This window comes from Streptomyces sp. NPDC088194, assembly GCF_040702025.1.
Taxonomy (GTDB): Bacteria; Actinomycetota; Actinomycetes; order Streptomycetales; family Streptomycetaceae; genus Actinacidiphila.
In genome coordinates this window covers 22,967-48,259 of record NZ_JBFBIV010000068.1, presented here as the reverse complement: position 1 = coordinate 48,259, position 25,293 = coordinate 22,967, and the positions used below count along the sequence as shown (strand labels likewise).

Annotated in this window: 24 protein-coding genes; 12 read left to right on the top strand and 12 right to left on the bottom strand. The window is 72.4% G+C overall.

What is annotated here, in order from left to right; genetic code table 11:
• Positions 1 to 112 precede the first annotated feature (112 nt).
• From AB0399_RS29710 to AB0399_RS29690, 5 genes are all read right to left on the bottom strand, one after another.
• On the bottom strand, positions 113 to 1,603 hold the full coding sequence (locus AB0399_RS29710) for an arabinofuranosidase catalytic domain-containing protein (protein ID WP_366413446.1): 1,491 nt from the start codon (positions 1,601 to 1,603) through the stop codon (positions 113 to 115).
• Positions 1,604 to 1,837: 234 nt separating this feature from the next.
• On the bottom strand, positions 1,838 to 2,554 hold the full coding sequence (locus tag AB0399_RS29705) for a response regulator transcription factor (RefSeq protein ID WP_329370318.1): 717 nt from the start codon (positions 2,552 to 2,554) through the stop codon (positions 1,838 to 1,840).
• A 9-nt stretch (positions 2,555 to 2,563) separates the two neighbouring features.
• The gene (locus tag AB0399_RS29700; RefSeq protein ID WP_366413445.1) at positions 2,564 to 3,979 is read right to left on the bottom strand and encodes a histidine kinase; all 1,416 of its coding nucleotides are present in this window, start codon (positions 3,977 to 3,979) and stop codon (positions 2,564 to 2,566) included.
• Between the two features lie 245 nt (positions 3,980 to 4,224).
• Positions 4,225 to 4,503 (bottom strand): hypothetical protein, encoded by a 279-nt coding sequence (locus AB0399_RS29695; protein ID WP_328463113.1) that lies wholly within the window; start codon positions 4,501 to 4,503, stop codon positions 4,225 to 4,227.
• 31 nt (positions 4,504 to 4,534) lie between these two features.
• Positions 4,535 to 5,329, bottom strand: coding sequence for a PspA/IM30 family protein (locus tag AB0399_RS29690; RefSeq protein WP_329370320.1), 795 nt, complete (start codon positions 5,327 to 5,329; stop codon positions 4,535 to 4,537).
• Between the two features lie 195 nt (positions 5,330 to 5,524).
• Between AB0399_RS29690 and AB0399_RS29685 the strand changes: the two genes are divergently transcribed.
• The 3 genes from AB0399_RS29685 (at position 5,525) to AB0399_RS29675 (ending at position 8,356) form a co-directional block, all read left to right on the top strand.
• Positions 5,525 to 6,115: a DUF3043 domain-containing protein gene (locus tag AB0399_RS29685; RefSeq protein WP_329370322.1), complete on the top strand. Its 591-nt coding sequence runs from the start codon at positions 5,525 to 5,527 to the stop codon at positions 6,113 to 6,115.
• Positions 6,116 to 6,384: 269 nt separating this feature from the next.
• Entirely contained in the window at positions 6,385 to 7,116 is a 732-nt protein-coding gene (locus AB0399_RS29680; protein WP_329374370.1) for a class I SAM-dependent methyltransferase, read from the top strand.
• A 118-nt stretch (positions 7,117 to 7,234) separates the two neighbouring features.
• Positions 7,235 to 8,356, top strand: a complete 1,122-nt coding sequence (locus tag AB0399_RS29675; RefSeq protein WP_366413444.1) for a trypsin-like peptidase domain-containing protein — start codon at positions 7,235 to 7,237, stop codon at positions 8,354 to 8,356.
• Positions 8,357 to 8,480: 124 nt separating this feature from the next.
• Here AB0399_RS29675 and AB0399_RS29670 read toward each other — a convergent pair whose 3' ends face one another.
• Positions 8,481 to 8,711, bottom strand: a complete 231-nt coding sequence (locus AB0399_RS29670) for a hypothetical protein (protein ID WP_328463108.1) — start codon at positions 8,709 to 8,711, stop codon at positions 8,481 to 8,483.
• Between the two features lie 211 nt (positions 8,712 to 8,922).
• On the opposite strand from AB0399_RS29670, the gene AB0399_RS29665 reads away from it, so the two are divergent.
• Positions 8,923 to 10,146: a bifunctional adenosylcobinamide kinase/adenosylcobinamide-phosphate guanylyltransferase gene (locus AB0399_RS29665; protein ID WP_366413443.1), complete on the top strand. Its 1,224-nt coding sequence runs from the start codon at positions 8,923 to 8,925 to the stop codon at positions 10,144 to 10,146.
• Between the two features lie 410 nt (positions 10,147 to 10,556).
• Positions 10,557 to 11,618: a nicotinate-nucleotide--dimethylbenzimidazole phosphoribosyltransferase gene (locus tag AB0399_RS29660; protein ID WP_366413442.1), complete on the top strand. Its 1,062-nt coding sequence runs from the start codon at positions 10,557 to 10,559 to the stop codon at positions 11,616 to 11,618.
• A gap of 80 nt (positions 11,619 to 11,698) precedes the next feature.
• Here AB0399_RS29660 and AB0399_RS29655 read toward each other — a convergent pair whose 3' ends face one another.
• On the bottom strand, positions 11,699 to 12,574 hold the full coding sequence (locus AB0399_RS29655) for a GNAT family N-acetyltransferase (RefSeq protein ID WP_366413441.1): 876 nt from the start codon (positions 12,572 to 12,574) through the stop codon (positions 11,699 to 11,701).
• 9 nt (positions 12,575 to 12,583) lie between these two features.
• Positions 12,584 to 13,060, bottom strand: coding sequence for a hypothetical protein (locus AB0399_RS29650; protein WP_366413440.1), 477 nt, complete (start codon positions 13,058 to 13,060; stop codon positions 12,584 to 12,586).
• Between the two features lie 79 nt (positions 13,061 to 13,139).
• Between AB0399_RS29650 and AB0399_RS29645 the strand changes: the two genes are divergently transcribed.
• The gene (locus AB0399_RS29645) at positions 13,140 to 13,685 is read left to right on the top strand and encodes a helix-turn-helix transcriptional regulator (RefSeq protein ID WP_366413439.1); all 546 of its coding nucleotides are present in this window, start codon (positions 13,140 to 13,142) and stop codon (positions 13,683 to 13,685) included.
• A gap of 110 nt (positions 13,686 to 13,795) precedes the next feature.
• Here AB0399_RS29645 and nadA read toward each other — a convergent pair whose 3' ends face one another.
• Positions 13,796 to 14,989, bottom strand: coding sequence for a quinolinate synthase NadA (nadA, locus tag AB0399_RS29640; protein WP_366413438.1), 1,194 nt, complete (start codon positions 14,987 to 14,989; stop codon positions 13,796 to 13,798).
• Positions 14,990 to 15,238: 249 nt separating this feature from the next.
• Between nadA and AB0399_RS29635 the strand changes: the two genes are divergently transcribed.
• A complete protein-coding gene (locus AB0399_RS29635) occupies positions 15,239 to 15,592 on the top strand; it encodes an iron-sulfur cluster assembly accessory protein (protein WP_328463099.1) in 354 nt (117 codons plus the stop codon).
• 117 nt (positions 15,593 to 15,709) lie between these two features.
• On the opposite strand, the gene AB0399_RS29630 is transcribed toward AB0399_RS29635, so the two are convergent.
• Both AB0399_RS29630 and AB0399_RS29625 read right to left on the bottom strand, forming a co-directional pair.
• Positions 15,710 to 17,281 (bottom strand): hypothetical protein, encoded by a 1,572-nt coding sequence (locus AB0399_RS29630; protein WP_366413437.1) that lies wholly within the window; start codon positions 17,279 to 17,281, stop codon positions 15,710 to 15,712.
• A gap of 144 nt (positions 17,282 to 17,425) precedes the next feature.
• Positions 17,426 to 17,626 carry a hypothetical protein gene (locus tag AB0399_RS29625; RefSeq protein ID WP_366413436.1) on the bottom strand — a complete coding sequence of 67 codons (201 nt, stop codon included), beginning with the start codon at positions 17,624 to 17,626 and terminating at the stop codon, positions 17,426 to 17,428.
• Positions 17,627 to 17,819: 193 nt separating this feature from the next.
• Between AB0399_RS29625 and AB0399_RS29620 the strand changes: the two genes are divergently transcribed.
• A complete protein-coding gene (locus tag AB0399_RS29620; RefSeq protein ID WP_329370339.1) occupies positions 17,820 to 18,797 on the top strand; it encodes a carbohydrate kinase family protein in 978 nt (325 codons plus the stop codon).
• Positions 18,798 to 18,858: 61 nt separating this feature from the next.
• Here the strand turns inward: AB0399_RS29620 and AB0399_RS29615 are convergent, their stop codons facing one another.
• Positions 18,859 to 20,364, bottom strand: coding sequence for an aminotransferase class V-fold PLP-dependent enzyme (locus AB0399_RS29615; protein ID WP_366413435.1), 1,506 nt, complete (start codon positions 20,362 to 20,364; stop codon positions 18,859 to 18,861).
• Between the two features lie 303 nt (positions 20,365 to 20,667).
• Here AB0399_RS29615 and AB0399_RS29610 point away from each other — a divergent pair, with 303 nt between their 5' ends.
• From AB0399_RS29610 to AB0399_RS29595, 4 genes are all read left to right on the top strand, one after another.
• The gene (locus tag AB0399_RS29610) at positions 20,668 to 21,660 is read left to right on the top strand and encodes a cytochrome c oxidase subunit II (RefSeq protein WP_366413434.1); all 993 of its coding nucleotides are present in this window, start codon (positions 20,668 to 20,670) and stop codon (positions 21,658 to 21,660) included.
• Entirely contained in the window at positions 21,657 to 23,402 is a 1,746-nt protein-coding gene (gene ctaD / locus AB0399_RS29605; protein ID WP_328463090.1) for a cytochrome c oxidase subunit I, read from the top strand. The genes AB0399_RS29610 and ctaD overlap by 4 nt, the downstream gene beginning before the upstream one ends.
• Positions 23,399 to 23,797 (top strand): cytochrome c oxidase subunit 4, encoded by a 399-nt coding sequence (locus tag AB0399_RS29600; protein WP_328463088.1) that lies wholly within the window; start codon positions 23,399 to 23,401, stop codon positions 23,795 to 23,797. Before ctaD ends, AB0399_RS29600 begins: the two co-directional genes overlap by 4 nt.
• A 136-nt stretch (positions 23,798 to 23,933) precedes the next feature.
• Positions 23,934 to 25,274, top strand: coding sequence for an Ig-like domain-containing protein (locus AB0399_RS29595; protein ID WP_329370345.1), 1,341 nt, complete (start codon positions 23,934 to 23,936; stop codon positions 25,272 to 25,274).
• Positions 25,275 to 25,293 lie beyond the last annotated feature (19 nt).

Sequence of the window (25,293 nt, the reverse complement as noted above, 5' to 3'; positions counted from 1 at the left end):
GACGAGGTGGAGCGGAAGGCGCGGATCGAGCGGATGGAGGAGTTGGAGCGGGCGGAGTCCGAGCGATGAGGGGCGCGCGCCGGGCCGGTGGAGCAAGGGCGTCGTCACACGCTCAGTTGAGCGTGAACTTCTGCGCAGCGGACCCGTTGCAGTCCCAGATCCGCAGCCTCGTGCCGTTGCCGGTCGCGCCGTTGGGGGAGTCGAGGCAGCGGCCGGACTGGGGGTTGAAGAGGGAGCCGTCGGACTGCTGCTGCCAGACCTGGCCGCCGACTCCGTTGCAGTCCCAGAGTTCGACCTCGGTGCCGTTGGCCGTGCCGTTGCCGATGATGTCGAGGCAGCGGCCGATCGTGCTGAGGGAGCCGTTGGTGTGGTGGGTCCAGTACTGGTCCTCCGCGTAGGACTGGCAGTTCCAGAGCTGGACCGCGGAGCCGTCGGTGCCGGTGTCGTCGGCCGCGACGTCGACGCACTGCCCGCCCGGCCCGGTGATCGTGCCCTGGGGGCCGTTGGGGATGTTCGTCTCGCCGGAGTAGCCGACGGAGACGACGTTCGCCTGGACCGCGTCCTCGGCGGCGTCGGTCGGGTAGCCGGAGACCATCACGCCCTCGAAGAACGTCCCCATGTTCCGGTTGCTGTTGTCGCCGCCGGTGCCCAGGATGATGCCGCCCTCCTGCTGCATCGGCATGTAGCCGCCTCTGGTCGGCAGCGATCCGTTCCACCATGTCGACAGGCCGCCGGACTGCGAGTTGCCGCCCTTGAGGGCGTACGTCGTCTGCCCGTTGTTCTTCAGCACGGCGGTGACGAAGGTGCTGTTGTTCCCGGCGTTGGCGGTGTTGGAGCCGTTGTCGCCCTGGAACATGCCGTTCTCCATGTCCGCCTCGACCCAGGGGCCCGAGCCGGTGCACGGTGCGAAGTAGCAGGTGGTCGCGATGGACACGGCGTCCATGTGGCCGTTGCCGGTGTCGGCCGCGGTGGACTCCGCGTTGCCGTAGTCGAAGCAGCAGTCGGAGCCGACGTGGGTGCCGCTGGCCACCATGTACGCGCCCTCGGGCTGGCCGTTGACCGCGGTGCCGGACGCGGCGCCGTTCGAGCGGTAGCCGACGCCCGGTGAGATCCAGATGCCGTACACCTTGTGGCCGCCCGCGGTGACGGCGAGTTCGCTCGCGTCGGCGCCCCGGTCCGCGCTGCCCGCGGTGCCGGCCGGCCCCGGGTCGAGGTCGTTGTGCCGGGGCGACTGGTCGTAGACCTTGCTGATGCTGCACGTGGTGTCCGCGCAGAACGAGTCCTGCGTGGCGGCGTTCGCGTAACCGCCCTGCGCCAGCAGCCCGACGTCGGTCCTGGCCCCGTCGGAGGCCCGGGTCACCTGGTACAGCGGGCCGTCGTACGAGGCGTAGAGGGCGCGGGTGGTGCTGTGCGCGGCCACGCACGGGGTGCCCGCGGCGGCGTAGATGTCGCACGGCAGCGAGTCGGCGGCGTGCGCCGACGTGCCGGGCAGGCTGATCAGCAGGCCGACCACGAGCGCGAGCGCAGCGACGGCCGACAGCAGGATTCCGCGCAACCGGGGGACATGTCCTCGTCCCACAGCCGCGGTTGGGTCAGTGTGCATGGCGCGCTCCTGTGGTGGGGGGTGGTGGGAGCTTGCTTCAACTTGACGCTACGGCAGCCGATTTCAGCCGCGGTCCGGCTTCCGGCGGCTCGCTGGGAAGGTACGCGCGCTGATTGGTTGGGTCAACATTTGTTGCTTTCATTTTTCTGAGAGCGCGTTCACCTGTCCGAATCTGTGCGTTTCCGGCGGCGGAATTCCGCCGCGGTGCCCTCCCGGCGGCAACGTTCCGCGAGGTCAGGGGCGTTGGGGGCGGACCAGGCCGGATTCGTAGGCGGCCACGACGAGTTGGGCGCGGTCGTGGGCCGCGAGTTTGGCCATGGTGTGGTTGATATGGGTCTTCACGGTGAGCGGGCTGACCCCGAGGCGGGCGGCGATCGCGTCGTTGGGGAGGCCGCCGGCGACCTCGATGAGGACTTCGCGCTCGCGGGAGGTGAGGGTGTCCAGGCCCGGCACGGTGCGCGGTTCGTCGTCGACGCCGTGCTGCTGGGCGACGAACCGGGAGATCAGGCTCCTCGTGGCGGCGGGGGAGAGCAGCGCCTCACCCTTGGCCACGGTGCGGATCGCGCTGAGCAGCTCGTCCGGCTCGGCGCCCTTCCCGAGGAACCCGGAGGCGCCGGCGAGGATCGCCCGCACCACGTACTCGTCCGCCTCGAAGGTGGTCAGCACCAGCACCGCGGTCCTGGCGAGTTCGGGGTCGGCGAGGATCTCCCGGGTGGCCGCGATCCCGTCGGTGCCCGGCATCCGGATGTCCATCAGCACCACGTCCGGCCGCTCGGCCCGCACCAGCCGGACGGCCTCGGCCCCGTCCACCGCCTCGCCCACCACGACCATGTCCGGCTCGGACTCCACCAGCATGCGCAACGCGCCCCGCAGCAACGCCTGGTCGTCGGCGAGCAGCACCTTCACGACGCCGAGCGGGGGAACCTCACCGTTGCCAAGGGTCGTCGCCATACGGCCAGGTTACGGGGACGGCGTCGCCGAACCGTGCGGGGGCACCGTCAGCGGCAGCCGGACCGAGACGCGGAAGCCGCCGCCGGGCCGGGCGCCGGTGCGGCAGACCCCGCCGAGCGCGGAGGCGCGTTCGTGCATGCCGAGCAGGCCGTGGCCGCCTCCCGCTCCTCCCGCGCCGCCCCCCGCCCCTCCCGCGCCCGTGCCGCGCGCCGGAGCACCCGCGTCCGCGCCGCCCGCCGCCGTACGCACGCGCTCCGGCGCCCCGCCGCGCGCCTCCTCCGGCCCGCCGCGGTCCCGCGCCACGCCGGCGTCCTGCTCCGGCACCGCCCCGCCGAACAGCGGCGACGCCGGCCCGGCCGCGGCCCCGGGCGCGCCGTCGTCGTCCACCACGACCCGCAACTCCCCGCCGGCCCGGCTGATCCGCACCACCGCGCCCGCCTGCGGCCCGGCATGCTTCTGCACGTTGGTCAGCGACTCCTGGATCACCCGGTACGCGGTCAGGTCCACGGACGCGGGCAGCGCGGGCGGCTCCGCCCCGTCCGGCCCCTGGCCCTCGCACTCGACCGCGACCCGCAGCCCCGCCCGCCGGAAGCCGTCCAGCAACTGGTCCAGCACCGCCAGCCCCGGCGCCGGCTCCATCGGCGCCTCGGGCTCGCCGGACTGCCGCAGCAGCCCCACGGTGGTGCGCAGCTCGGCCAGCGCGGTCCGGCTCGCCTCGCGGACGTGGGCGAGGGCCTGCTTGGCCTGGTCCGGGCGGGAGTCCATGACATGCGCGGCCACGCCCGCCTGGACGTTGACCAGCGCGATGTGGTGGGCGACGACGTCGTGCAGCTCGCGGGCGATCCGCATCCGCTCCTCGGCGACCCGCCGCCGCGCCTCCTGCTCCCGGCTGCGCTCGGCCCGCTCCGCGCGCTCCTCGATCGCGGTGATGTACGCCCGGCGGCTGCGCACCGCGTCACCGGCCGCGGCCGCCATCCCGGTCCACGCGAAGACCGCGAAGTTCGCCTGGCCGTACCAGGGGCCGTTGCCGAAGGACATCGCGAGCGCGGTCAGCCCGACGCAGACCGCGAGACCGGTCAGCCACGTGGTGTGCCGGTCGGTACGGGCCGCGACCGTGAACAGCGCCATCGCCGCCGCCAGGATCACCGGGACCCGGCCGTCGGCCGGGCGCAGCGCGGTGAACACGGCGCACAACGCGCAGGTGAAGGCGAGCACCGACCACGGGGCGCGGCGGCGCAGGCTCAGCGACGCGCAGGCGGGCGCGGCCAGGCCGACGTCCACCGGGCTCAGCTGGTAGGTGTCCGCGCCCAGCACGCTGCCCAGCAGGATCACCACGAAGACGGCTGCCGCCAGCCCGGCGTCGGCCGTGGTCTGGTGGGCCCGCAGCCACTGCCACGGCGCGAGGACTCCCGATGGGTACTGCACGGTAAGCAACGGTAATACCCCCCGCGGGGTGCCCGGCCGTCTTGAGCTCCTTCCGCGGAGGGAGCCGCACACACGCAGGGGCGCGGGGAACCGCGCGCTCAGCCACGTCGCGGCCCCCGCGGGTCGTCACCGACCCGAAGAGGCTGTCGCTGTCGTGTCCGGGCCACCGGCCGGGGGCCGGTGGCCCGCGCAGTTCCCCGCGCCCCTGCTGGGCACTGTTGTGACGGCGGACCTGCCCGGAGGGGCTATCCCGGGATGAGGCCGTCGTCGTTGAGCATGTCGCGGACCGTCTCCAAGGTGGCGTCCGGTGCCGGGAGGATCAGCTCCGAGGGCATCAGGGCGTCGTCGGGGAGAGGTTCACCGAAGCCGCGGACGCCGTCGAGGAGGGCGCTGAGGGTTCGGCGGAAAGCGGGCTCGTCGCCGGACTGGACGGCGGCGAGCAGTTCGGTGTCGAGCTTGTTGAGCGCGGTGAGGTGGGAGTCCTCCACCTGCACCTGGCCCTCCCCCATGATCCGTACGATCACGACGGCTCCTCCGTAAGGCTCGGTAGGGCGACTAGTTCTTGTCGAACCGGGGGGTGTCCTGGGGCTGCCCCTGGGTGCCCTGGCCGCTCTGACCGCCCTCGATCGCCGGGGTGCTGCCACTGCCGCCGGCCAGCTCCGCCTTCATCCGCTGGAGTTCCAGCTCGACGTCGCTGCCGCCGGAGAGCCGGTCCAGCTCCGCCTGGAGGTCGTCCTTGGCGAGGCCGCTCGGGTCGTCCAGGGCGCCGGAGGCCATCAGCTCGTCGAGGGCACCGGCCCGCGCGCGCAGCTGCTCGGTCTTGTCCTCGGCACGCTGGATCGCCATGCCGACGTCGCCCATCTCCTCGGAGATACCCGAGAACGCCTCGCCGATCTGCGTCTGCGCCTGGGCCGCGGTGTACGTGGCCTTGATGGTCTCCTTCTTCGTGCGGAAGGCGTCCACCTTGGCCTGCAACCGCTGGGAGGCGAGCGTGAGCTTCTCCTCCTCGCCCTGGAGCTGGGTGTGCTGCGTCTCCAGGTCGGTGACCTGCTGCTGGAGCGCGGCCCGGCGGGACAGCGCCTCGCGGGCCAGATCCTCCCGGCCGAGCGCGAGCGCCTTGCGGCCCTGGTCCTCGTAGGTGGATGACTTCTTGTTCAGCTCGTTGAGCTGCAATTCCAGCCGCTTGCGGGACGTGGCCACGTCGGCCACTCCTCGGCGCACCTTCTGAAGCAGCTCAAGCTGCTTCTGGTACGAGTAGTCGAGGGTCTCGCGCGGGTCCTCGGCCCGGTCCAGGGCCTTGTTGGCCTTCGCGCGGAAGATCATTCCCATCCGCTTCATGACACCGCTCATGGGCCTCGCGCGCCCCCTTCTCGGCAACTGCTCCAGCACCTCTACAGACCCCAGCCTACGGGCCTTGGTTCCATTACCGCACTGTTCGGGATCGGATGCGGTCATCCGTAGGGACGATCACGGTTCGGTGACCTAGGGCCCAAGGAGTACGTGAGGGGCTGGGGTGCGGCGCCGGAACCACGTAACCTGGGAGATGTGTTCCGACGTCGTTCCCATGATGAGCAGGCCCAGAGCGCCAGTAACACGGCGCTGCTGGAGGACCAGTCGCGTGACCCGCAGGCTCCCAAGGGCCGCCCCACGCCCAAGCGAAGCGAGGCGCAGAGCCAGCGCCGTAAGGCGGTGAGCACGCCCACCGACCGGAAGTCGGCGGCGAAGCAGGCCCGGGAGGCCCGCAGGGTCGACATGGCCAAGCAGCGCCAGGCGCTGGCCGGGGGCGACGAGCGCTACCTGCCGCCGCGCGACAAGGGACCGGTGCGCAAGTTCGTCCGGGACTACGTCGACTCCCGCTACCGCGTCGCGGAGTTCTTCCTGCCGCTGGCGGTCGTGATCCTGGTGCTGAGCATCGCCGGCTCCATGCAGGACCTGTCGCTGCTGCTGTGGCTGGTCGTGATCGTGGGGATCGTGATCGACTCGGTGGTCACCAGCGTGCTGCTGCGCCGCCAGCTCCGGCTGCGGTTCGCGGACAAGAACACCAAGGGCGCGACCGCCTACGCACTGATGCGGACCCTCCAGATGCGGCGGCTGCGGCTGCCGAAGCCGCAGGTCAGCCGCGGCACCAAACTCTGACCGGAGGGCACGGGGGCCCGGCGGGGTACGACTACGGATACGGCGACGGCGCGCCCGGCGGTATGCCCGGAGGCGCCGCCGGTCCGCACGGTGGGCCGGCCGGCTCCGGCGACGGGTCGGGGGCCGGCGACGGGTTCGCCACGGGCTTCGGCCGAGGCGGCGGGCCGGGACCGGCACTTCCGGGTGGACCCGGCTCGGGCGGCTTCACCGGCGGCGCCGACAGCTGGCTTGCCGGGCTCGGCGGACTGCGGAACACCGTCCGCCAGGAGCTGGTCGCCCGCCAGCTCGACGAGCAGCTGGACGCGTGCTTCCCGCAGCCGGCCGGCGCGCACGCCCGGCGCCGGCTGCGGGTGCTGGACATCGGCCCCGGCCAGGGCACCCAGTCGCTGCGGCTGGCCCGGCTCGGCCACCTGGTCACCGGCCTGGAGTCCGACCCGGCGATGCTGGCCGCGCTCCACCAGGCGGTCGCGGCCGAGCCCGCTGACGTCCGCGAGCGCTTCGTGCTGCTGCGCGGCGACGGCCGCGAGACCGGCCGGCACTTCGGCCCCGCCTGCTTCGACGTGGTGCTCTGCCACGGCGTGCTGATGTACGTCCCCGACCCCGAGCCGCTGCTCGCCGCGCTGGCCCGCGTGCTCACCCCGGGCGGCCTGCTGTCCCTGCTGGTGCGCAACGGTGACGCGCTCGCCATGCGCCCGGGCCTGTTCGGCGACTGGACGGCCGCGCTGGGCGCCTTCGGCTCCGACGCCTACACCAACCGGCTCGGCCTGGCCACCCGCGCCGACCGCCGCGCGGCACTGACCGCGGTGCTCGACGGCATCGGGGTGCCGCTGCGCGCCTGGTACGGCGTGCGGATCTTCACCGACAGCGCCCCCGACCTGGCGCTGATCCCGCCCGACCCGCACGAGCTGGACCTGCTGCTGGCGGCCGAGGAGCAGGCGGGCCGGACCGACCCGTACCGCGCGGTGGCCGCGCTGCTCCACCTGTGCGGGGTGCGGGGCTGACCGGGGTACGGGACTGAGCGGAGCGCCGCGCTGAGCTACGTACCGCGCCGAGCGGTCATACGACCCGATTGGCGGTCCGGGCCGCGCCACGAGACTTCGCGAAAGCGACAATTCGGGCATGAGTCGATCGCGCAACGACCACCGCCGCCACCGTTTCCTGCTGCCCGCCACCGGTACCGCCGTGGCGTGCACCGCCGTCCTGCTCGCCTCCGGATGCAGTCCCTCGCCCCGCGCCGCCTCCGACGCCGGCCCCGGGGCACCCGTCGCCAAGGCCGCGGTGGACAAGGCCGGCTCCTCGGACACCCTGCAGAACGCCTACCAGAGCACCGTCAAGAACGTGCTGCCCTCGGTGGTCCAGATCACCACCAAGCAGGACCTCGGGTCCGGCGTCGTCTACGACAGCAAGGGCGACATCGTCACCAACGCGCACGTCATCGGGAACGCCACCTCGTTCCAGGTGTCGCTGGCCACCGGTGGCAGCCCGCTGGCCGCCAGGCTCGTGTCGTCCTATCCCGCGGGCGACCTCGCCGTCATCCGGCTCTCCTCGGTGCCCAAGGGACTCAAGCCGGCCACCTTCGCGCCGGGCGGCACCGCCGCCGTCGGGGAGATCGTGCTCGCCATGGGCAACCCGCTCGGCCTGTCCAGCAGCGTCACCCAGGGCATCGTCTCCGCGACGGGGCGCACCGTCAGCGAGAGCGGTTCCGACGGCTCCAGCGGCTCCAGCGGCGGCACCGGGGCCACCATCCCCGACATGGTGCAGACGTCCGCGGCGATCAACCCCGGCAACAGCGGCGGCGCGCTGGTCAACCTCGACAACCAGGTGATCGGCATCCCCACCCTCGCCGCCACCGACCCCCAACTCGGCAGCGGCGCGGCGCCCGGGATCGGGTTCGCCATCCCCTCCTCCGCGGTCAAGCGGATCGCCGACCAGATCATCAAGAGCGGCAAGGTCACCGACTCCGGGCGGGCCGCGCTCGACGTGACCGTCCGCGGGGTCGTCGGATCGAACTTCCAGCCGGCCGGCGCGGCGATCGTCAGCGCGACGAAGGGGGGCGCCGCCGCGAAGGCCGGGCTGAAGGCCGGGGACGTGATCACGAAGGTCGGCTCCACCCCGATCACCACGGTGCAGTCGCTGACGGAGGTGCTGGCGGAGCTCAAGCCGGGCGACAAGGTCAAGGTCACGTATGTGCGGGACTCCGGCACGAAGACGGCCGAGGTCACCCTCGGGTCATTGACCTGACCTGACCGGACCCGCCCGGGTGCCCCGTCCCGCGCGTTCCGGGACCTTCCGGTGGGTGCGCGGCCGGCCACCCTGGGACCGGAAGGCCCCGGCACATCCGCAACCGGGCGACCCGGGGGGCCCGTTACGGCTCGTCCGTCGCCGCTTCGTCGGTTGGCGAGGAGAGGCTCATGGGGCCGTAGACGCGGGTGCCGTCCTCGAAGAGGGTGACCTGGTCGGCGCCGCCGGCGGCAAGCTCTTTCCAGACCTCGCCGACCCACGACTCGGCGTCGCCCTGGGTGGGGAACTCCTCCGGCTGCACCGCGGGCTCCACCTCGGTGCCGTCAGCCGCCTCGAACCGCCACGTCCACGCCATGTGCTTCTCCTCGGTCCGGGAAATGGAGGACAGTGCCCAGGAAGCGTATCTGCACGATTCGCCGGGGCATCGATGATCCTTCCAGCGCGCCCCGGAGCCGTCGAGAGGGCGCCCCGAAGTCGCCACGGGCCAGGGTGCCCCGGGCGTCGTACGGCAGCCGCTTGGGCGGCCCCCGCGCGCCCGCGCCCGGCGGGCGCGAGACGATCGTCCCGTGGAACTGACTCTGCTCGGCACCGGCGGCCCCGAGGGCCTGCCGGTGCCCGACTGCCCTTGTGCCGCCTGTGCCCTCGCTACGGGGGAGGGGGCGCGCGGCGCCACTTCGGTGCTCGTCGACGGCGTCGTGCTGCTCGACCTGGTCCCGGGGGCCGCGCTGGCCGCGGCCCGCGCCGGACAGACCCTCGGCGGGCTACGCCTCGTACTGCTGTCGCATCCGCACGACGGCCCGCCGGTGGAGATCCCGCCCGGGCTGCCCGCGCCGGCCCGGGTGCCGGACGGGCAGCGGCTGTCGGTGCTGACCGGGCACCGGGTGCGTGCCGTCGCGACCGACGCGCTCGGCACCGGGTACGAGGTCGAGTCGCCGCAGGGGCTGCGCGTGCTGTACCTGCCGCCGGGATGCGCCCCGGCGGGCCTCGCGGACAACGGCGACCACGGTGCCGGGGCGGACGCGGTGCCGTACGACATGGTGCTGCTCGACGTGGTCGGGCGGCCCGACGTGCTCGCCCGGCTGCGGGCGGTCGGCGCCGTCGCCGGGACCACCGACGTGGTGGCGGTCCACCTCGGCCACGACGCGCCGCCCGGGCCCGAACTCGCCCGCCGCCTCGCCGCGCTCGGTGCCCGCGCGGTGCCCGACGGCACGACCCTGGTCGTCGGCGACTACCAGAACGTCCCCGACCTGCCGCGCCGCACCCTCGTCCTCGGTGGCGCGCGCTCCGGCAAGTCCGCCGAGGCCGAACGGCGCCTCGCCGCCTTCCCCGACGTCCTCTACGTCGCCACCGGCGGCACCCGCGACGGCGACGCGGAGTGGGCCGAACGCGTCACCGCGCACCGTGCGCGCCGCCCCGCCGGCTGGCGCACCATCGAGACCTGCGATCTGCTGCCGCTGCTCGCTGACCCCGCGGGGGCGCCGCTGCTCGTGGACTGCCTCTCCCTGTGGCTGACCCACGCGATGGACGCGGCCGGCGCCTGGGACGACGAGACCTGGCACCGGACCGGGGCGGCGGCCGTCCAGGCCGACATCGACGCCCTCCGCGCCGCCTGGCGCGCCACCCGCCGTACGGTCGTCGCCGTCTCCAACGAGGTCGGCTCCGGCGTCGTCCCCGCCACCCCCGCGGGGCGTCGCTTCCGCGACATCCTCGGCCACCTCAACGCCACCCTCGCGGAGGAGTCCGAGCACGTCCTCCTCACGGTCTCAGGGCTCCCCATCCGCCTCCGCTGACACGCTGCCCCTGCCCCCCGGGGTGCCCGATGCCGACGCACCCTTCCCCCGCGAGGAAGCCGCACCTTCCCCAGGGGCGCGGGGAACGGCGCGCGGCCGGGAACCGGACCGTGCCCGAGGCGCCGCGTAGCCGAAGGGGCGCGGGGAACTGCGCGCTCAGCAGGCCACCGGCCTGGGGCCGGGAACCGGACCGTGACCGAGGCGGCGCGTAGCCGAGGGGCGCGGGGAACTGCGCGCTCAGCAGGCCACCGGCGTGCGGCCGGGAATGGACCGTGACCGAGGTGGCGCGTAGCCGAGGGGCGGGGAACGGCGCGAGCAACCACCACCGACAGGTGGTCCCTCAACCGACAGAACACAGCAGCCTGGAGGGTCCGCGCAGCCAAGCGCAGCGGACCGGTACTGTTCGGCGGGTGAGTGGGATTGAGATGGACGACTTCGGGGCCCTGGTGGAGCGACCGGACGCGGGTGTGCGCCGGGACTCGCAGGAACGCTGGAGCGGGCTGGTGCAGCCGTCCGGCGGGCTGGGGAAGGTCGCCGAACTGGCGGACTGGCTCGCCGCGGTGCAGGGGCAGGTGGTGGCGCGGCCGATCACCCGGCCCCGCGCGCTGGTCTTCGCCGCGGACCACGGCGTCGCGTCGCTGGACGTGTCGGCGCGGCCCGCGGGCAGCACCGCGCAGCTGGTACGGGCGGCCCTCGACGGCACCTCGCCCGCCGCGATCCTGGCCCGGCAGTACGGCGCGGAGCTGCGCATCGTGGACATGGCGGTCGACTGCGACCCGGCGGAACTGCCCGCACCGGTCACCGCGCACCGGGTACGGCGCGGCTCGGGCCGGCTCGACATCGAGGACGCGCTGAGCCCCGAGGAGACGGAGAAGGCGTTCCGCACCGGGCTCGCGCTGGCCGACGAGGAAGCCGACTCCGGTACGGACCTCGTGCTCCTGGGTGACCTCAGCGTCGGCGGCACCACGGCCGCGGGTGTGCTCATCGCCGCGCTCTGCGGCACCGACGCCTCCGTGGTGACCGGGCGGGGGTCCGGCATCGACGACCTCGCCTGGATGCGGAAGTGCGCGGCGATCCGGGACGGGTTGCGCCGCGCGCGGCCCGTACTCGGGGATCAGCTCGCGCTGCTCGGGGCGGTCGGCGGGGCCGACTTCGCCGCGATCACCGGGTTCCTGCTGCAGGCCGCGGTGCGTAAGCTGCCCGTCGTTCTCGACGGTGTGGTCAGCGCGGCCTGCGCGCTGGTCGCCCAGCGGGTCGCCTTCCGCGCGCCCGACTGGTGGGTGGCCGGGGCCGGCACCGGTGAGGCCGGGCAGGCCAAGGCGCTCGACCGGGTGTCCCTCGAACCTCTCCTCGACCGTGCCGTGGCCGTCGGCGGAGCCGCCGGCTCCCTCATGGCGCTCCCCCTCCTCCAGGCCGCAGCCGCGCTTTCCGCTGGGCTCGGACCCTCCGAAGAGCCCCAGCCCGTCGACTGAGGGACCTCGCGACCAACCACCCACCCGCAGGTGGCCCCTGAGCCGACAGATCCGGGGCACCCGGGGGCCAGGGGCGCCCCCTAGGGCAACGTGCGGGAGGGGATGGCCAGTTCGGGTGGCCGCAGACCCCGTAAGCAGAGGAAACCGTCGTTCGTGATGTCGAGCCCCGCGGTGACGGCCACGTCGAGCGCCCACTGGGACTCCGCCGAGACGTGGGTGACGCGGGCGGCCTCGCCGGGCGGGGTCGTGACGAGTGCCGCGGTGAGCAGGCGGGTCGCGAGGCGGCGGGAGGTCGCCGCGAGCGCCTCGACATGCCCGCCGCGGGAGTAGCAGTAGCCGCTGCCCGCGAGGTCGTCCACGACGAACAGGGCGTTGTGCCGCAGGAGTTCCTCGTGGTCGGGGCCGTGCGCCCCGCCCCGGGTGCGCCGGTCGACGGAGTCCATCAGATCGCGGTGCCGTTCGGTGCCCTGGTGGACGGCGCCGTCCAGCGGGTCGAGCCCGGCGGTGTCCACCCGCCCCGACAGCCGCAGCGTCGGATGCAGCGTCAGCCCCGCGCGCCGCAGCGTCCGCGCGGCCACCGGATCGCTCGGCGCGCACGCGATCCCGCGCAGGCAGGCCCGCCCGTAGTGCAGCGCCCGCGCCAGCAGCGCCTTGCCGACCTCCTTGCCCTGCGCGCCCGGCACGACCGCGAGCAGCGACAGCGCCCACGTGCCCTCGCGCCGCGACGACAGCACGGTGCCCACCGGCCCGGCCGTCTCGTCCTCGACGATCCAGCACCCGCCGGGGTCGCTCCTGGCCAGATGCCGCGTGCGGCTGTCCTGCCGCGCGGCCCGTGCCGCGCCGTCCGTGGCGGGCCCGCCGTCGTCCAGGGACCGCGGCACGCCGAACGCGGCCGCCGCGACCTCCCGTACGACCCCTGCGTCCTGCGCGTCATCGCGTACGGGGCGAAGAATCACCGTTCGACTTTACGACACGTCAGAGACCGCCGGTTCAGGGCTGTTCACGGCCGGTTGGCGCGGACGGAGCGCACGGACCGTGGCCCGCGCGATCAGGGGCGTCCCCAGGGCCGCGGGCAGGACCCAGGCGACGATCGACCCCAGCCCCAGGTTCACGACGAGGAACGCCGTGACGAACGAGATGTAGGAACTGCACATCAGGTTGATGTGCCAGATCAGCCAGCCGCTGAAGGCCGCACGCCGCACCCACCAGCCGGCCAGCGCCGCCGCCCAGGTCAGCGCGCCGATCACGCCGAGCCACCACAGCGAGGGCCGGTAGGCGACCAGGCCGAAGGCGCTCAGGCACAGTGTGCCGGTCAGAACCTGGTAGCTCCGGCCGAGTAGCGGATGGCGCCCCGGGCGCTTGGGCGCGAGCATCGCGGCCGGCCCCACCAGCAGCCCGAGGCTGCCGGACACGACATGGACCACCAACACGACAGCATGCATGAAAGCTCCCCCATATGCCACAGTGGACTGTGTCGACCAGACAAACACCGTCCACTGTGGACTGTCAAGGGAGATGTGTGTGACGCGGACCGACCTCAACCCGACGGCCGCCTCGCTGCTCGGCTTCCTGCACGCGGGCGAGGCGAGCGGCTATGAACTGCTGGGATTCGCCGAGGCGTTCATCGGGGACTTCTGGAGCCTGACGCGCAGCCAGGTGTACCGGGAACTCGGCGCGCTCGACGAACGCGGCCTCGTCGTCGCCGGAGCCACCGGGACGCGCTCGCGGCGCCCGTACACCCTCACGGATGCCGGGCGGGAGGCTTTCGCGGAGTGGATGGCGCAGCCGCCGGAGACCGAGCAGATCCGGTACCCGCTGCTGCTGACGCTCGCGTTCGGCGCGCATCTCGACACCGGCAGGCTGCTCGAGTACGTCGAGCGGCACCGCGCGGCCCACGAGCAGCGGCTCGCCGGATACCTCGACACGGAGAAGCAGGGCGGCCTCAATCCGTACCAGCGCGCCACGATGCGCTTCGGCATCCACTACGAGCGGGCCGTGCTCGACTGGATGAGCGAACTGCCGGACATCCTCGCGGAAGTGCCGGAAGTGCCTGACACGCGGCGCTGAACGTGCGGCGCCGAGCGTGCGGCGGCCCCGGCGGCGGCGGAGGTGCGCCGGCCGGGGCCGTCGGGTGCTCGGGCCCGCTCGGGCGCGGGCGGGGGTGCCGGGCGGGTGCGTTACGGCAGGGCCAGCATCTGCTCCAGCGCCAGCTTGGCGAAGTGCTCGGTCTCCTCGTCGACCTGGATGCGGTTGACCAGCTTGCCGTCGGCCAGGGACTCCAGGGTCCAGACCAGGTGGGGCAGGTCGATGCGGTTCATGGTGGAGCAGAAGCAGACGGTCTTGTCGAGGAAGACGATCTGCTTGTCGGGGTGGGCGGCGGCCAGGCGGCGGACGAGGTTCAGCTCGGTGCCCAGGGCCCACGCGGAGCCCGCGGGCGCCTCGTCGAGCATCTTGATGATGTGCTCGGTGGAGCCGACGTAGTCCGCCGCGGTGACCACCTCGTGCTTGCACTCGGGGTGCACCAGCACGTTGACGCCGGGTATGCGGGCCCGGACGTCCTCGACCGACTCCAGCGAGAACCGGCCGTGCACCGAGCAGTGCCCGCGCCACAGGATCATCTTCGCGGCCCGCAACTGCTCGGCGGTGAGGCCGCCGCCGGGCTTGTGCGGGTTGTAGACCACGCAGTCGTCGAGCGACAGGCCCATGTCGCGTACCGCGGTGTTGCGGCCGAGGTGCTGGTCGGGCAGGAAGAGCACCTTCTCGCCCTGCTCGAACGCCCACTCCAGCGCGCGCCGGGCGTTGGACGAGGTGCAGATGGTGCCGCCGTGCCGGCCGGTGAACGCCTTGATGTCCGCCGAGGAGTTCATGTACGACACCGGGACCGTGGCATCGGCGACACCGGCGTCGGCGAGGACGTCCCAGCACTCGGCGACCTGCTCGGCGGTGGCCATGTCGGCCATCGAGCAGCCGGCCGCGAGGTCGGGGAGGATCACCTGCTGGGCGTCCGAGGTGAGGATGTCCGCGGACTCGGCCATGAAGTGCACGCCGCAGAAGACGATGTACTCGGCGTCGGGCCGGGCGGCCGCGTCGCGGGCGAGCTTGAAGGAGTCGCCGGTGACGTCCGCGAACTCGATGACCTCGTCGCGCTGGTAGTGGTGGCCGAGGATGAAGACCTTCCCGCCCAGCCGGGCCTTGGCGGCCCGGGCCCGCGCGACCAGGTCGGGGTCGGACGGCGCGGGCAGGTCGCCCGGGCACTCCACGCCGCGCTCGCTGCGCGGGTCGGCCTCGCGGCCGAGCAGCAGCAGGGCGAGTGGCGTGGGCCGGACGTCCAGCGGCTCCGTCGGGACAGTCGGCGTTTGTGTGGTGGTCACGGGCCCGTAGCCCTTTCTTCGCAGCGCGCAGACCTTCTCGTCTACTTGACGTTATCTATCATAACCCGTTCGTGTCAGATTGACGATGCCGGTTTCGTCAGTGTGACGCATACCGCTGGTCATCCCTTGGGCGTGTGCGAACATGGAGGGACGAGTGAGGAAGAAGTCGCCACGGACCCGGAATGAATCCGAATAGGCGTCGGTTAGGCATCGATAGCCAGCAGTCCGTACAACCCGGGAGTGAAGCACATGACGGTTCAGGACGAGACCACCACGACGGACGGCATCCTCCTGTCCGACGCTGCCGCCGCCAAGGTGAAGAGCCTGCTCGAGCAGGAGGGCCGCGAGGACCTCGCCCTGCGGGTCGCCGTCCAGCCCGGCGGCTGCTCGGGCCTGCGCTACCAGCTCTTCTTCGACGAGCGGGCCCTCGACGGCGACGTGGTCAAGGACTTCGGCGGCGTCAAGGTCGTCACCGACCGGATGAGCGCCCCGTACCTGGGCGGCGCCTCCATCGACTTCGTCGACACCATCGAGAAGCAGGGCTTCACGATCGACAACCCGAACGCCACGGGTTCCTGCGCCTGCGGCGACTCCTTCCACTGAGTCGGTGAGCCGCTGAGTCGCGGATTCCACCGCGTCGCGCAGCAGCGGTCGCACGGAAGCGGCGGCACCCCCCATGGGTGCCGCCGCTTCGTCGTGTCCGGCGGGTCGCGGAGCCGGTCAGCGGCCCGCGAGCGGCCGGTCGTTCGAGGCGTCCACCACCTTGCGGTCGCCCAACGGCGCCGCCAGCGTCACCTTCTGGCTCAGCGACCGGATGATCATCGGGCACACCGTCCCCTTCGGCTTCGGCGTCGCGACCACCGACACCCGCACCTGGCCGCTGCTCGCGCTCGCCGACGCCTGGTAGGTGTCGCACGCGCCGCCCTCGTAGACGAGCGTGAGGGTGCGGCCCGCGGTGGTGTAGGAGTCGATCGGCACGCGGTGCACGGTCCGGCCGCTCGGCGGGTTCGCCGGGTCCGCCGGGCTGGTGGGCAGGATCGGCCCGCCCGGGTTCAGCGACGGCGGGGGAGAGGCCGGGCCGGTGGGCGGCACGCTGCCGGGGCTGCCGCTCGGGCTCGCGATGTAGCGCGGGTCGACCGCGGTCTGCGCCACCACCGAGGTCCGGGTCGCCCCGGCCGGCGCGGTCTGGAAGAGCCAGGCGGGCACCAGCGCCTGGACGCCCGACACGTACTCCAGCGCGAGCCCGAAGGACGCGCCGCGCACCTCGGTCGACTGCCCGCCGCCACTGCTCGGCACGCAGGGCGACGAGGAGGCGCCGCCGGACGTCGTGGAGGTGGCGCCGGATTTCGCGCCGGATTTCGCGCCGGACTTCGCGGACGGCGCCGGTACGGCCCGGCACGGCACGATCCCGCCGTTCACGGCGCCCGGGTGCATGATCGTGGTCGAGGCGTTGAGCTCCTTGAGCGCGGTGGCCGCGCTCACCACCGGGTAGGTGTCGCCCTTCGCGAGGTCCGACAGCCGGCCGAAGCCGTTGCTGATCCGGCCGTCCGCGCCGATCTGCAGCGACGTGGTCCAGCCGTGGGTGGACATCCCGCCCACCCGCGGGTCCGCGCTCACCGTGCGGATCGGGCCGACCGCGGTCGAGGTGTCCACCTTCGCGCCGGACAGCCCGAGCCCCTTGAGCACCGGCGCCGCCACGGCCGCCGCCTTCGCCGCGGGGACCGGGGAGGTATCGGAACCGCCGGTCCGCGCGCCCGTCGCGGGCGCGCCGCCTGAGGTGTAGGTCCAGGTGCCCGGCGCTGCCTTGCTCACCATGAGCGACGGCTTGGCGGCGCCCGCCTCGGCGCCCACCCGCCACGAGCCGTTCTCCGTGCGCACGCTGCCGGGCACCCCCAGCAGCCGGGCGAGGCGTTGCACGTCGGCGGTGGTCAGCGCGCCGGACGCGGCGTAGACCGCGGCCTTCTCCGGTCCCTGCGGCAGCGTGCCGGTCAGGTGGTAGAGGTCCGCGCCGCCGTCGGTCGGCCCCGAAGCGCCTGGCGCGGCACCGTTCACCGGGGCGTCCATACGCAGCGGGCTGGGGTCGCCCGCGTTGCCGCCGCCTCCGCCGCCCGCCGCGGACGCCCACCAGGCGCCACCGCCGCCGACCACGAGTACGGCCGCCGCGACCGCCGCGATGGCCCACCGGGGTTTACGGGTGGGGCGGTCGCCGCTCTCCGGGCTCTCGGCGCTCGCCGCGGGCTGCGTGCCACGGGTGCTGCCTTCGTTGGCGCCGTCGTCGCGTTCCTTGCTCACTGGGTGCTCCTTCGGCTCTGTCGACCGTCAGGTGCACATGGGACGTGGCGGAGCGCGAAGCGGTTCCACCGTTCGGGTGAGGCTGGGGCGCGTGGGGCGCGAGAAGGCGCGAGGTGCGGGGGCGGCGCCCGGTCGGGTGCCTGGTCAGGCGCCGTACTCCGTCATGTCCCGCACGGCGGCGACGGACTTCGGCGGGACGTGGATACCCGGGGGGCGAACGTGCGCGGGCTGCGGCGCGGCCGGGGCCGAGTGGCTCCAGTGCTGCGCGGTGCGGTGGCAGTCGCCGAGCAGTTCCGCCATGCTTTCGGGGTTTTCCGTGTACGGGGCGGTGCGAGGAGTACTCATACCTCGACCCTAGGCACGTTCGCGGGGCGGACAAAGGGCTACCAACCGGTAATTTTCGGCCGTCCGCCGTCGTGGCCGGGATTGCCGTTGCCGGCCGGGGGACGGCCTGGCCACTGGGGGGAACCCGGCCATCCACTCCACGGGGACCGGTAGCGTGAGGGGACCTCACCACCGTTTCCCGGGAGTCGCCGTCGTGCGTATCGCCGTAACTGGATCAATCGCCACCGACCATCTGATGACCTTCCCCGGCAAGTTCGCCGATCAGCTCGTCGCGGACCAACTCCACACGGTGTCCCTGTCGTTCCTCGTGGACGCGCTGGACGTACGGCGCGGCGGTGTCGCCGCGAACATCTGCTTCGGCATGGGCCAGCTCGGCACGAAGCCGATCCTGGTCGGCGCGGCCGGCGCCGACTTCGCCGAGTACCGGGCCTGGCTGGAGCGCCACGGCGTGGACACCGACTCGGTGCGGATCTCCGAAGTGCTGCACACCGCCCGCTTCATCTGCACCACCGACGCGGCGCACAACCAGATCGGCTCGTTCTACGCCGGCGCGATGAGCGAGGCGCGGCTGATCGAACTGCACCACGTCGCGGAGCGGACCGGCGGCCTGGACCTGGTGTCCATCGGCGCCGACGACCCCGAGGCGATGATCCGGCACACCCAGGAGTGCCGGACCCGGAACATCCCGTTCGCCGCCGACTTCTCCCAGCAGATCGCCCGGATGAACGGCGACGACATCCGGATTCTGGTCGACGGCGCCGCGTACCTGTTCAACAACGAGTACGAAGCCGGGCTGATCGAGTCCAAGACCGGCTGGAGCGCCGAGGAGATCCTGGACCGGGTGGAGAACCGGGTGACCACGCTCGGCGCCAAGGGCGTGCGGATCGAACGCAAGGGCGAGCAGGACATCGTGGTCGGCTGCGCGCAGGAAGAGGCGAAGGTCGACCCGACCGGCGTCGGCGACGGCTTCCGCGCCGGGTTCCTGTCCGGCCTGTCCTGGGGCGTCGGCCTCGAACGCGCCGCCCAGGTCGGCTGCATGCTCGCCACCCTGGTGATCGAGACCCTCGGCACCCAGGAGTACGAACTGCGCCGCGGCCACTTCATGGAGCGGTTCACGAAGGCGTACGGCGACACGGCCGCCGACGAGGTGCGCGGGCACATCGGCGCCTGACCGTATCCCGCGGCACCGGCCCGGCCGTTGCCGCGGCACCGTACGTACGGGACGTCCCCTCTCAGCCGCGGCGCCGCACCAGGTAGGCGACGCCGCGCTCGGCGGGGCGCTCGCCGACGTACTCCTGCGCGCGCATCTCGCACCACGCGGGGATGTCCAGCCGCGCGGCCTCGTCGTCGGACAGCACCGTGACGAGGCCGCCGACCGGAACGTCGCCGATCACCTTGGCGAGTTCGATGACCGGGATCGGGCAGCGCTTGCCGAGCGAGTCGACCAGCAGGCCCTCGGCCGCCACTTCTGGCGCATCCGTCCCTGGCGTCTCCGCCTCCGCTGCCTCCACCCCCGCCGGCTCCACCTCTGCCGGGTCCTCGTCCCCGGCGCCAACGCCCGCTCCGCGTACGGCCGTCGGGGCGCCGAGCTGTGCGCGCACCTGTGCCACCACCTCGGGCAGCGCGTCGAGGAAGCGGTCGACGTCCGCCGGGGAGGTGCCGGCCGGCAGCGACACCCGGACGTTCCCCTCCGACAGCACCCCCATCGCCTTGAGCACATGGCTGGGCGTCAGGGTGCTCGACGTGCACGAGGACCCCGAGGAGACCGAGAAACCCGCCCGGTCCAGACCGGTCAGCAGCGCCTCCCCGTCGACGTACAGGCAGGAGAACGTGACCAGGTGCGGCAGCCGCAGCCGGTCGTGGCCGACCACCTCGACATCGGGGACCAGGCGCGGCACCGCCGCCCTGATCCGGTCCACCAGCACCGACAGGCGGGCCGCCTCGGCCGCCGCCTCCGCGCGCACCGCCCGCAGGGACGCGGCCGCGGCCACGATCGCGGGGAGGTTCTGGAAGCCGGGCGAGCGGCCCGACTCCCTTTCGTCGGCGGGCTCCTGAGGGGCGTACCGGGTGCCCTTGCGGACCGCGAGCAGCCCGACCCCGGGCGGCCCGCCCCACTTGTGCGCGCTCGCCGCCAGCAGCGACCAGGCGCCCTCCACCGGCCCCCACGCCAGCGACTGCGCCGCGTCCACCAGCAGCGGCACCCCGGCCGCGCGGCACAGGTCGGCGACCTCCGCGACCGGTTGGACCGTGCCCACTTCGTGGTTCGCCGACTGGAGCGCGGCCAGCGCCGTACCGCCGCCCCCCGACTCCGGCCCGGTCCGCGGCTGCCCCTCGCCCGCGAGCGCCGCGGCGAAGTCCGCCGGCCGCACCCGGCCGGTCCGATCCACCCCCACTTGTACGGTTTCGGCCCCCGCGGCCGCCTCCGCCGCGTGGAGTACCGCCGAATGCTCCACCGCCGAGACCACCAGCCGGCGGCCGACCCGGCGCCGCCCGGCGGCCGCCCCCGACACGGCGGAGTGCAGCGCGCGCGTCCCCGAAGGAGTGAACACCAACTCGTCGGCGCGGCAGCCCACCGCCTCCGCGGCGGCCTCGCGCGCCGCGTCGAGCAGCAGCCGCGCCTGGCGCCCCTCGCGGTACAGCCGGGCCGGGTCGGCCCATCCCTCGTCCAGCGCGGCGAGCAGCGCCTGGCGCGCCACGGGATGCAGGGGAGCGGCGGAGGCCGCGTCGAAGTAGGGCACCTCAGCACGCTACAACCCGCGCCGCCCGCCCCGGCGCGCCGCTCGGCGCGGCGTCAGAACACCCGCGGCGTGGCGCATTTCCGGGATCGGACCGGGCCTGATCCGCACCCGATCCGCACCTGATCCACCCCTTCGGGGAGCGCCCCGGCGCGTTGGCCCCCCTCCCCGCGAGACTCCAAATAGCGTCCAGTAGGGTTTGTGCCGCATAAACATCCACACCTACGCGCCCGCGCTCGGGCCGACCGACCAGCAGACGGCCGGAACACTCGGGACGCGCGGGCGAGACTCTCGGGAAGGCGCTACGTGAGTCCCAACGGCTCCGACCTCCCCCACGGCCAGGACGGCGTGGGAGGTACCCCATTGTCGCGGCGCCCGGTGCGGCGATGGCTGCCGCGGGCGCTGGCCGCGGGCCTGGTCCTGGCAACCGCAACGGGTTGCTCCTACAAGGACTACCCCCGCCTCGGTATGCCCACCCCGGCGACGGAACAGGCACCGCGAATCCTCTCCCTCTGGCAGGGCTCCTGGGCCGCCGCACTGGCGACCGGTGTACTGGTATGGGGCCTGATCCTGTGGAGCGTGATCTTCCACCGGCGCAGCCGGACCAAGGTCGAGGTCCCTCCGCAGACCCGTTACAACATGCCGATCGAGGCCTTCTACACGATCGTTCCGATCCTCGTGATCGCGGTGCTGTTCTACTTCACCGCCCGGGACGAGACGAAGCTGCTGGACACCTCGAAGAAGCCGCAGCACGTGATCAACGTGGTCGGGTTCCAGTGGAGCTGGGGCTTCAACTACCTGGAGAACGTGGACGGCAACCCCGCCACACCCACCAAGGTGCCGGCGGAGCTCAACGAGATCCCGCAGAACAAGCTCGACTGGCAGCCCGGTGAGGAAGGCGTCTACGACGTCGGCACCGCGGCCAGCAAGGACCCGGACACCGGGCTTCCCGGGCCGACGCTGTGGCTGCCGAAGGGCGAGTCCGTCCGGTTCGTGCTGACCTCGCGTGACGTCATCCACGACTTCTGGGTCATCCCCTTCCTGATGAAGATGGACGTCGTCCCGGGCCAGACCAACGACTTCCAGGTCACCCCGAGCCGGCTCGGTGACTTCAAGGGCAAGTGCGCCGAACTCTGCGGCGTGGACCACTCCCGGATGCTGTTCAACGTCAAGGTGGTCACGCCGGCGCAGTACGAGCAGCACCTCAAGGACCTGGCGGCAAAGGGTCAGACCGGTTATCTGCCGTCGGGCATTGCCACCACGGGCAACGCGAAGAACTCGGAGCCCAAGACCACATGAGCATTCTCAACGAACCTCAGGGAGCGGCGGAGGCCGACGACTCCTACGAGGACGAAATCCCGGCCCGGGTCAAGAAGCCCGGCTCGATCGCGGTGTCGTGGCTCAGCACCACCGACCACAAGACCATCGGCACGATGTACCTGGTGACGTCGTTCGCCTTCTTCCTGATCGGCGGCGTCCTGGCGCTGCTGATGCGGGCGGAGTTGGCGCGCCCGGGCAACCAGTTCCTGTCCAACGAGCAGTTCAACCAGGCGTTCACGATGCACGGCACCGTGATGCTGCTGATGTTCGCGACGCCGCTGTTCGCGGGCTTCACCAACTGGATCATGCCGCTGCAGATCGGCGCGCCCGACGTGGCGTTCCCGCGGCTGAACATGTTCGCCTACTGGCTCTACCTGTTCGGCTCGCTGATCGCGGTGGGCGGCTTCGTCACCCCGCAGGGCGCGGCCGACTTCGGCTGGTTCGCGTACTCGCCGCTGTCCAACGCGGTGAACTCGCCCGGCGTCGGCGCCGACATGTGGATCATGGGTCTGGCGCTGTCCGGCTTCGGCACCATCCTCGGCGCGGTCAACTTCATCACCACGATCATCTGCATGCGCGCCCCCGGCATGACGATGTTCCGGATGCCGATCTTCTGCTGGAACGTGCTGCTGACCGCGGTGCTCGTGCTGCTCGCCTTCCCGGTGCTCGCGGCCGCGCTGCTGTGTCTGGAAGCGGACAGAAAATTCGGCGCACACGTCTTCGACGCGGCCAACGGCGGCGCACTGCTATGGCAGCACCTCTTCTGGTTCTTCGGCCATCCAGAGGTGTACATCATCGCGTTGCCGTTCTTCGGCATCATCTCCGAGGTCATTCCGGTCTTCAGCCGCAAGCCGATGTTCGGCTACATCGGCCTGGTCGCCGCGACGATCTCCATCGCCGGCCTTTCGGTGACGGTGTGGGCGCACCACATGTACGTCACCGGCGGTGTGCTGCTGCCGTTCTTCTCGTTCATGACCTTCCTGATCGCGGTACCGACCGGTGTGAAGTTCTTCAACTGGATCGGCACCATGTGGAAGGGCTCACTGAGTTTCGAGACACCGATGCTGTGGTCCATCGGCTTCCTGATCACCTTCACCTTCGGTGGTCTGACCGGTGTCATCCTCGCGGCGCCACCGCTGGACTTCCACGTCTCGGACTCGTACTTCGTGGTCGCGCACTTCCACTACGTGGTCTTCGGCACCGTGGTGTTCGCGATGTTCGCGGGCTTCCACTTCTGGTGGCCGAAGATGACCGGCAAGATGCTCGACGAGCGGCTCGGGAAGATCACCTTCTGGACGCTGTTCTTCGGCTTCCACGGCACCTTCCTCGTCCAGCACTGGCTGGGTGTCGAGGGCATGCCGCGCCGCTACGCGGACTACCTCGCGGCAGACGGCTTCACCACGCTGAACACGGTCTCCACGATCAGCTCGTTCCTGCTCGGCCTGTCGATCCTGCCGTTCCTCTACAACGTCTGGAAGACGGCGAAGTACGGCAAGAAGGTCGAGGTCGACGACCCGTGGGGCTACGGCCGTTCGCTGGAGTGGGCGACCTCCTGCCCGCCGCCGCGGCACAACTTCCTCACGCTGCCCCGGATTCGCTCCGAATCCCCGGCGTTCGACCTGCACCACCCGGAGATCGCGGCCATGGACGCGCTCGCCCACAGCGGCGCCCCGGCGGCTTCCGCGCTGTCCGGCTCGGATGAGACGGAGGCCGGCAAGTGAAGGTCCAAGGCAAGATGTTCCTGGGCTTCGCCGTCTTCATCCTGGCGTCGGCGATCGTCTACGGGATCTGGTCCAAGGAAGCGGCCGGCACCACGGCGCTGTTCATGGCCTTCGCCCTGTGCACCATGATCGGCTTCTACCTGGCGTTCACCGCCCGGCGGGCCGACACCGGCGCGCAGGACCGGGAGGACGCGGACGTCGCCGACGACGCGGGCGAGCTGGGCTTCTTCAGCCCGCACAGCTGGCAGCCGCTCGCCCTGGGCATCGGCGGCAGCCTGGCCTTCCTCGGCATCATCTTCGGCTGGTGGCTGCTCTTCTTCTCCCTGCCGGTGATCCTGATCGGCGTGTGGGGATGGGTGTTCGAGTACTACCACGGTGAGGACCGCACCCAGTAGGCGGCGCAGGCGGCCGCTGAGCGGCCGCCGGCACGAGGGGCGGGTCCGGAGTACCAGTACGGTGCTCAGGACCCGCCCTCACCGTTTTGCAGGCGTCCACCGCGCGGAAACCGGCGGCCGTTCATAGCGTGAACGCATGAACCACCTTCCCGAGCGCCCCCGCCCCCGCCGGCTGATAACCGTGCGCCGCGCGATTCTCGCGGCGCCCCTCGCGATAGGGCTCACCGCCTGCGGCGGTGGCGGCAACCCGCTGGCAGCCTCCCCCCACGACGCCGCGGCCAAGGTCACCTTCGGTACCTCCGGCCGTGGCAAGGCCAACCCGGCCAAGCCCCTCAAAGTCTCCGTGCAGACCGGCTCGCAGATAACCGACGTCACCGCGACCGACTCGACCGGGCGCTACGTCAGCGGCCAGCTCAGTGCCGACAGCAGGCACTGGCACTCCACCACCCCGCTCGCCGCCGGCGCGCACTACACCGTTCGGGTGAGTACCGAGGACTCGGGCGGCCACCCCGGCCGTAAGACCCTCACCTTCGACACCACCGGAGCGGCGGCCGGCTTCCACGTCACCTTCGGCCCGAACGCCGGGACCTACGGCGTCGGCGAGCCGATCACCGCCACGCTCAGCGCCCCTGTCAAGGACAGGCAGTCCCGCGCCGTGGTGGAGTCCCACCTCCAGGTCAGCAGCAACCCCCAGGCGGCGAAGGGCTCCTGGTACTGGGTCGACGACCGCACCCTGCACTACCGCCCCAGCACGTACTGGCCCGCCCACGCCACGATCAGCGCCCGCAGCACCCTCAGCGGCGTGCAGATAGCCAAGAAGCTGTACGGCGGCGCGGACAAGCCGCTCACCGTGCACACCGGCGACCGGATCGAGGCGCTCACCGACGCGTCCACCGACGAGATGACGTTCAAGGACGACGGCAAGGTGGTCCGCACCCTCCCGGTCACCACCGGGAAGCCGGGCTTCGACACCCGTAACGGCATCAAGGTGGTGCTGGACAAGGAGTCGTTCGTCCAGATGAAGAGCTCCACCGTCGGCATCGCCGCCGGCAGCTCGGACTCGTACGACCTGCCCGTCTACTGGGCCACCCGGGTGACATGGAGCGGCGAGTACGTGCACGCCGCGCCGTGGTCGGTCGGCTCCCAGGGGTCCGCCAACGTCAGCCACGGCTGCACCGGCATGAGCACCGCGGACGCGGAGTGGTTCTTCGACCACGTCCGGGTCGGCGATGTCGTGCGGGTCGTCAACAGCCAGGGCCCGATGATGACGCCGTTCGACAACGGCTTCGGCGACTGGAACCTGAGCTGGGCCCAGTGGCAGAAGGGCAGCGCGCTGAACGGCGGTTCCGGCGGCGGCGCCGGCAGCACGCCCAGCACCCCCAGCGGTTCCGGGGCCGGCAGCACCGACCAGGACCAGACCACCCCGGTCGACGTCCCGGCCGGCACCCCCGCTCGCCTCACCCCGCAGACGGCTTGATTCCTGCCGCGATCCCGCC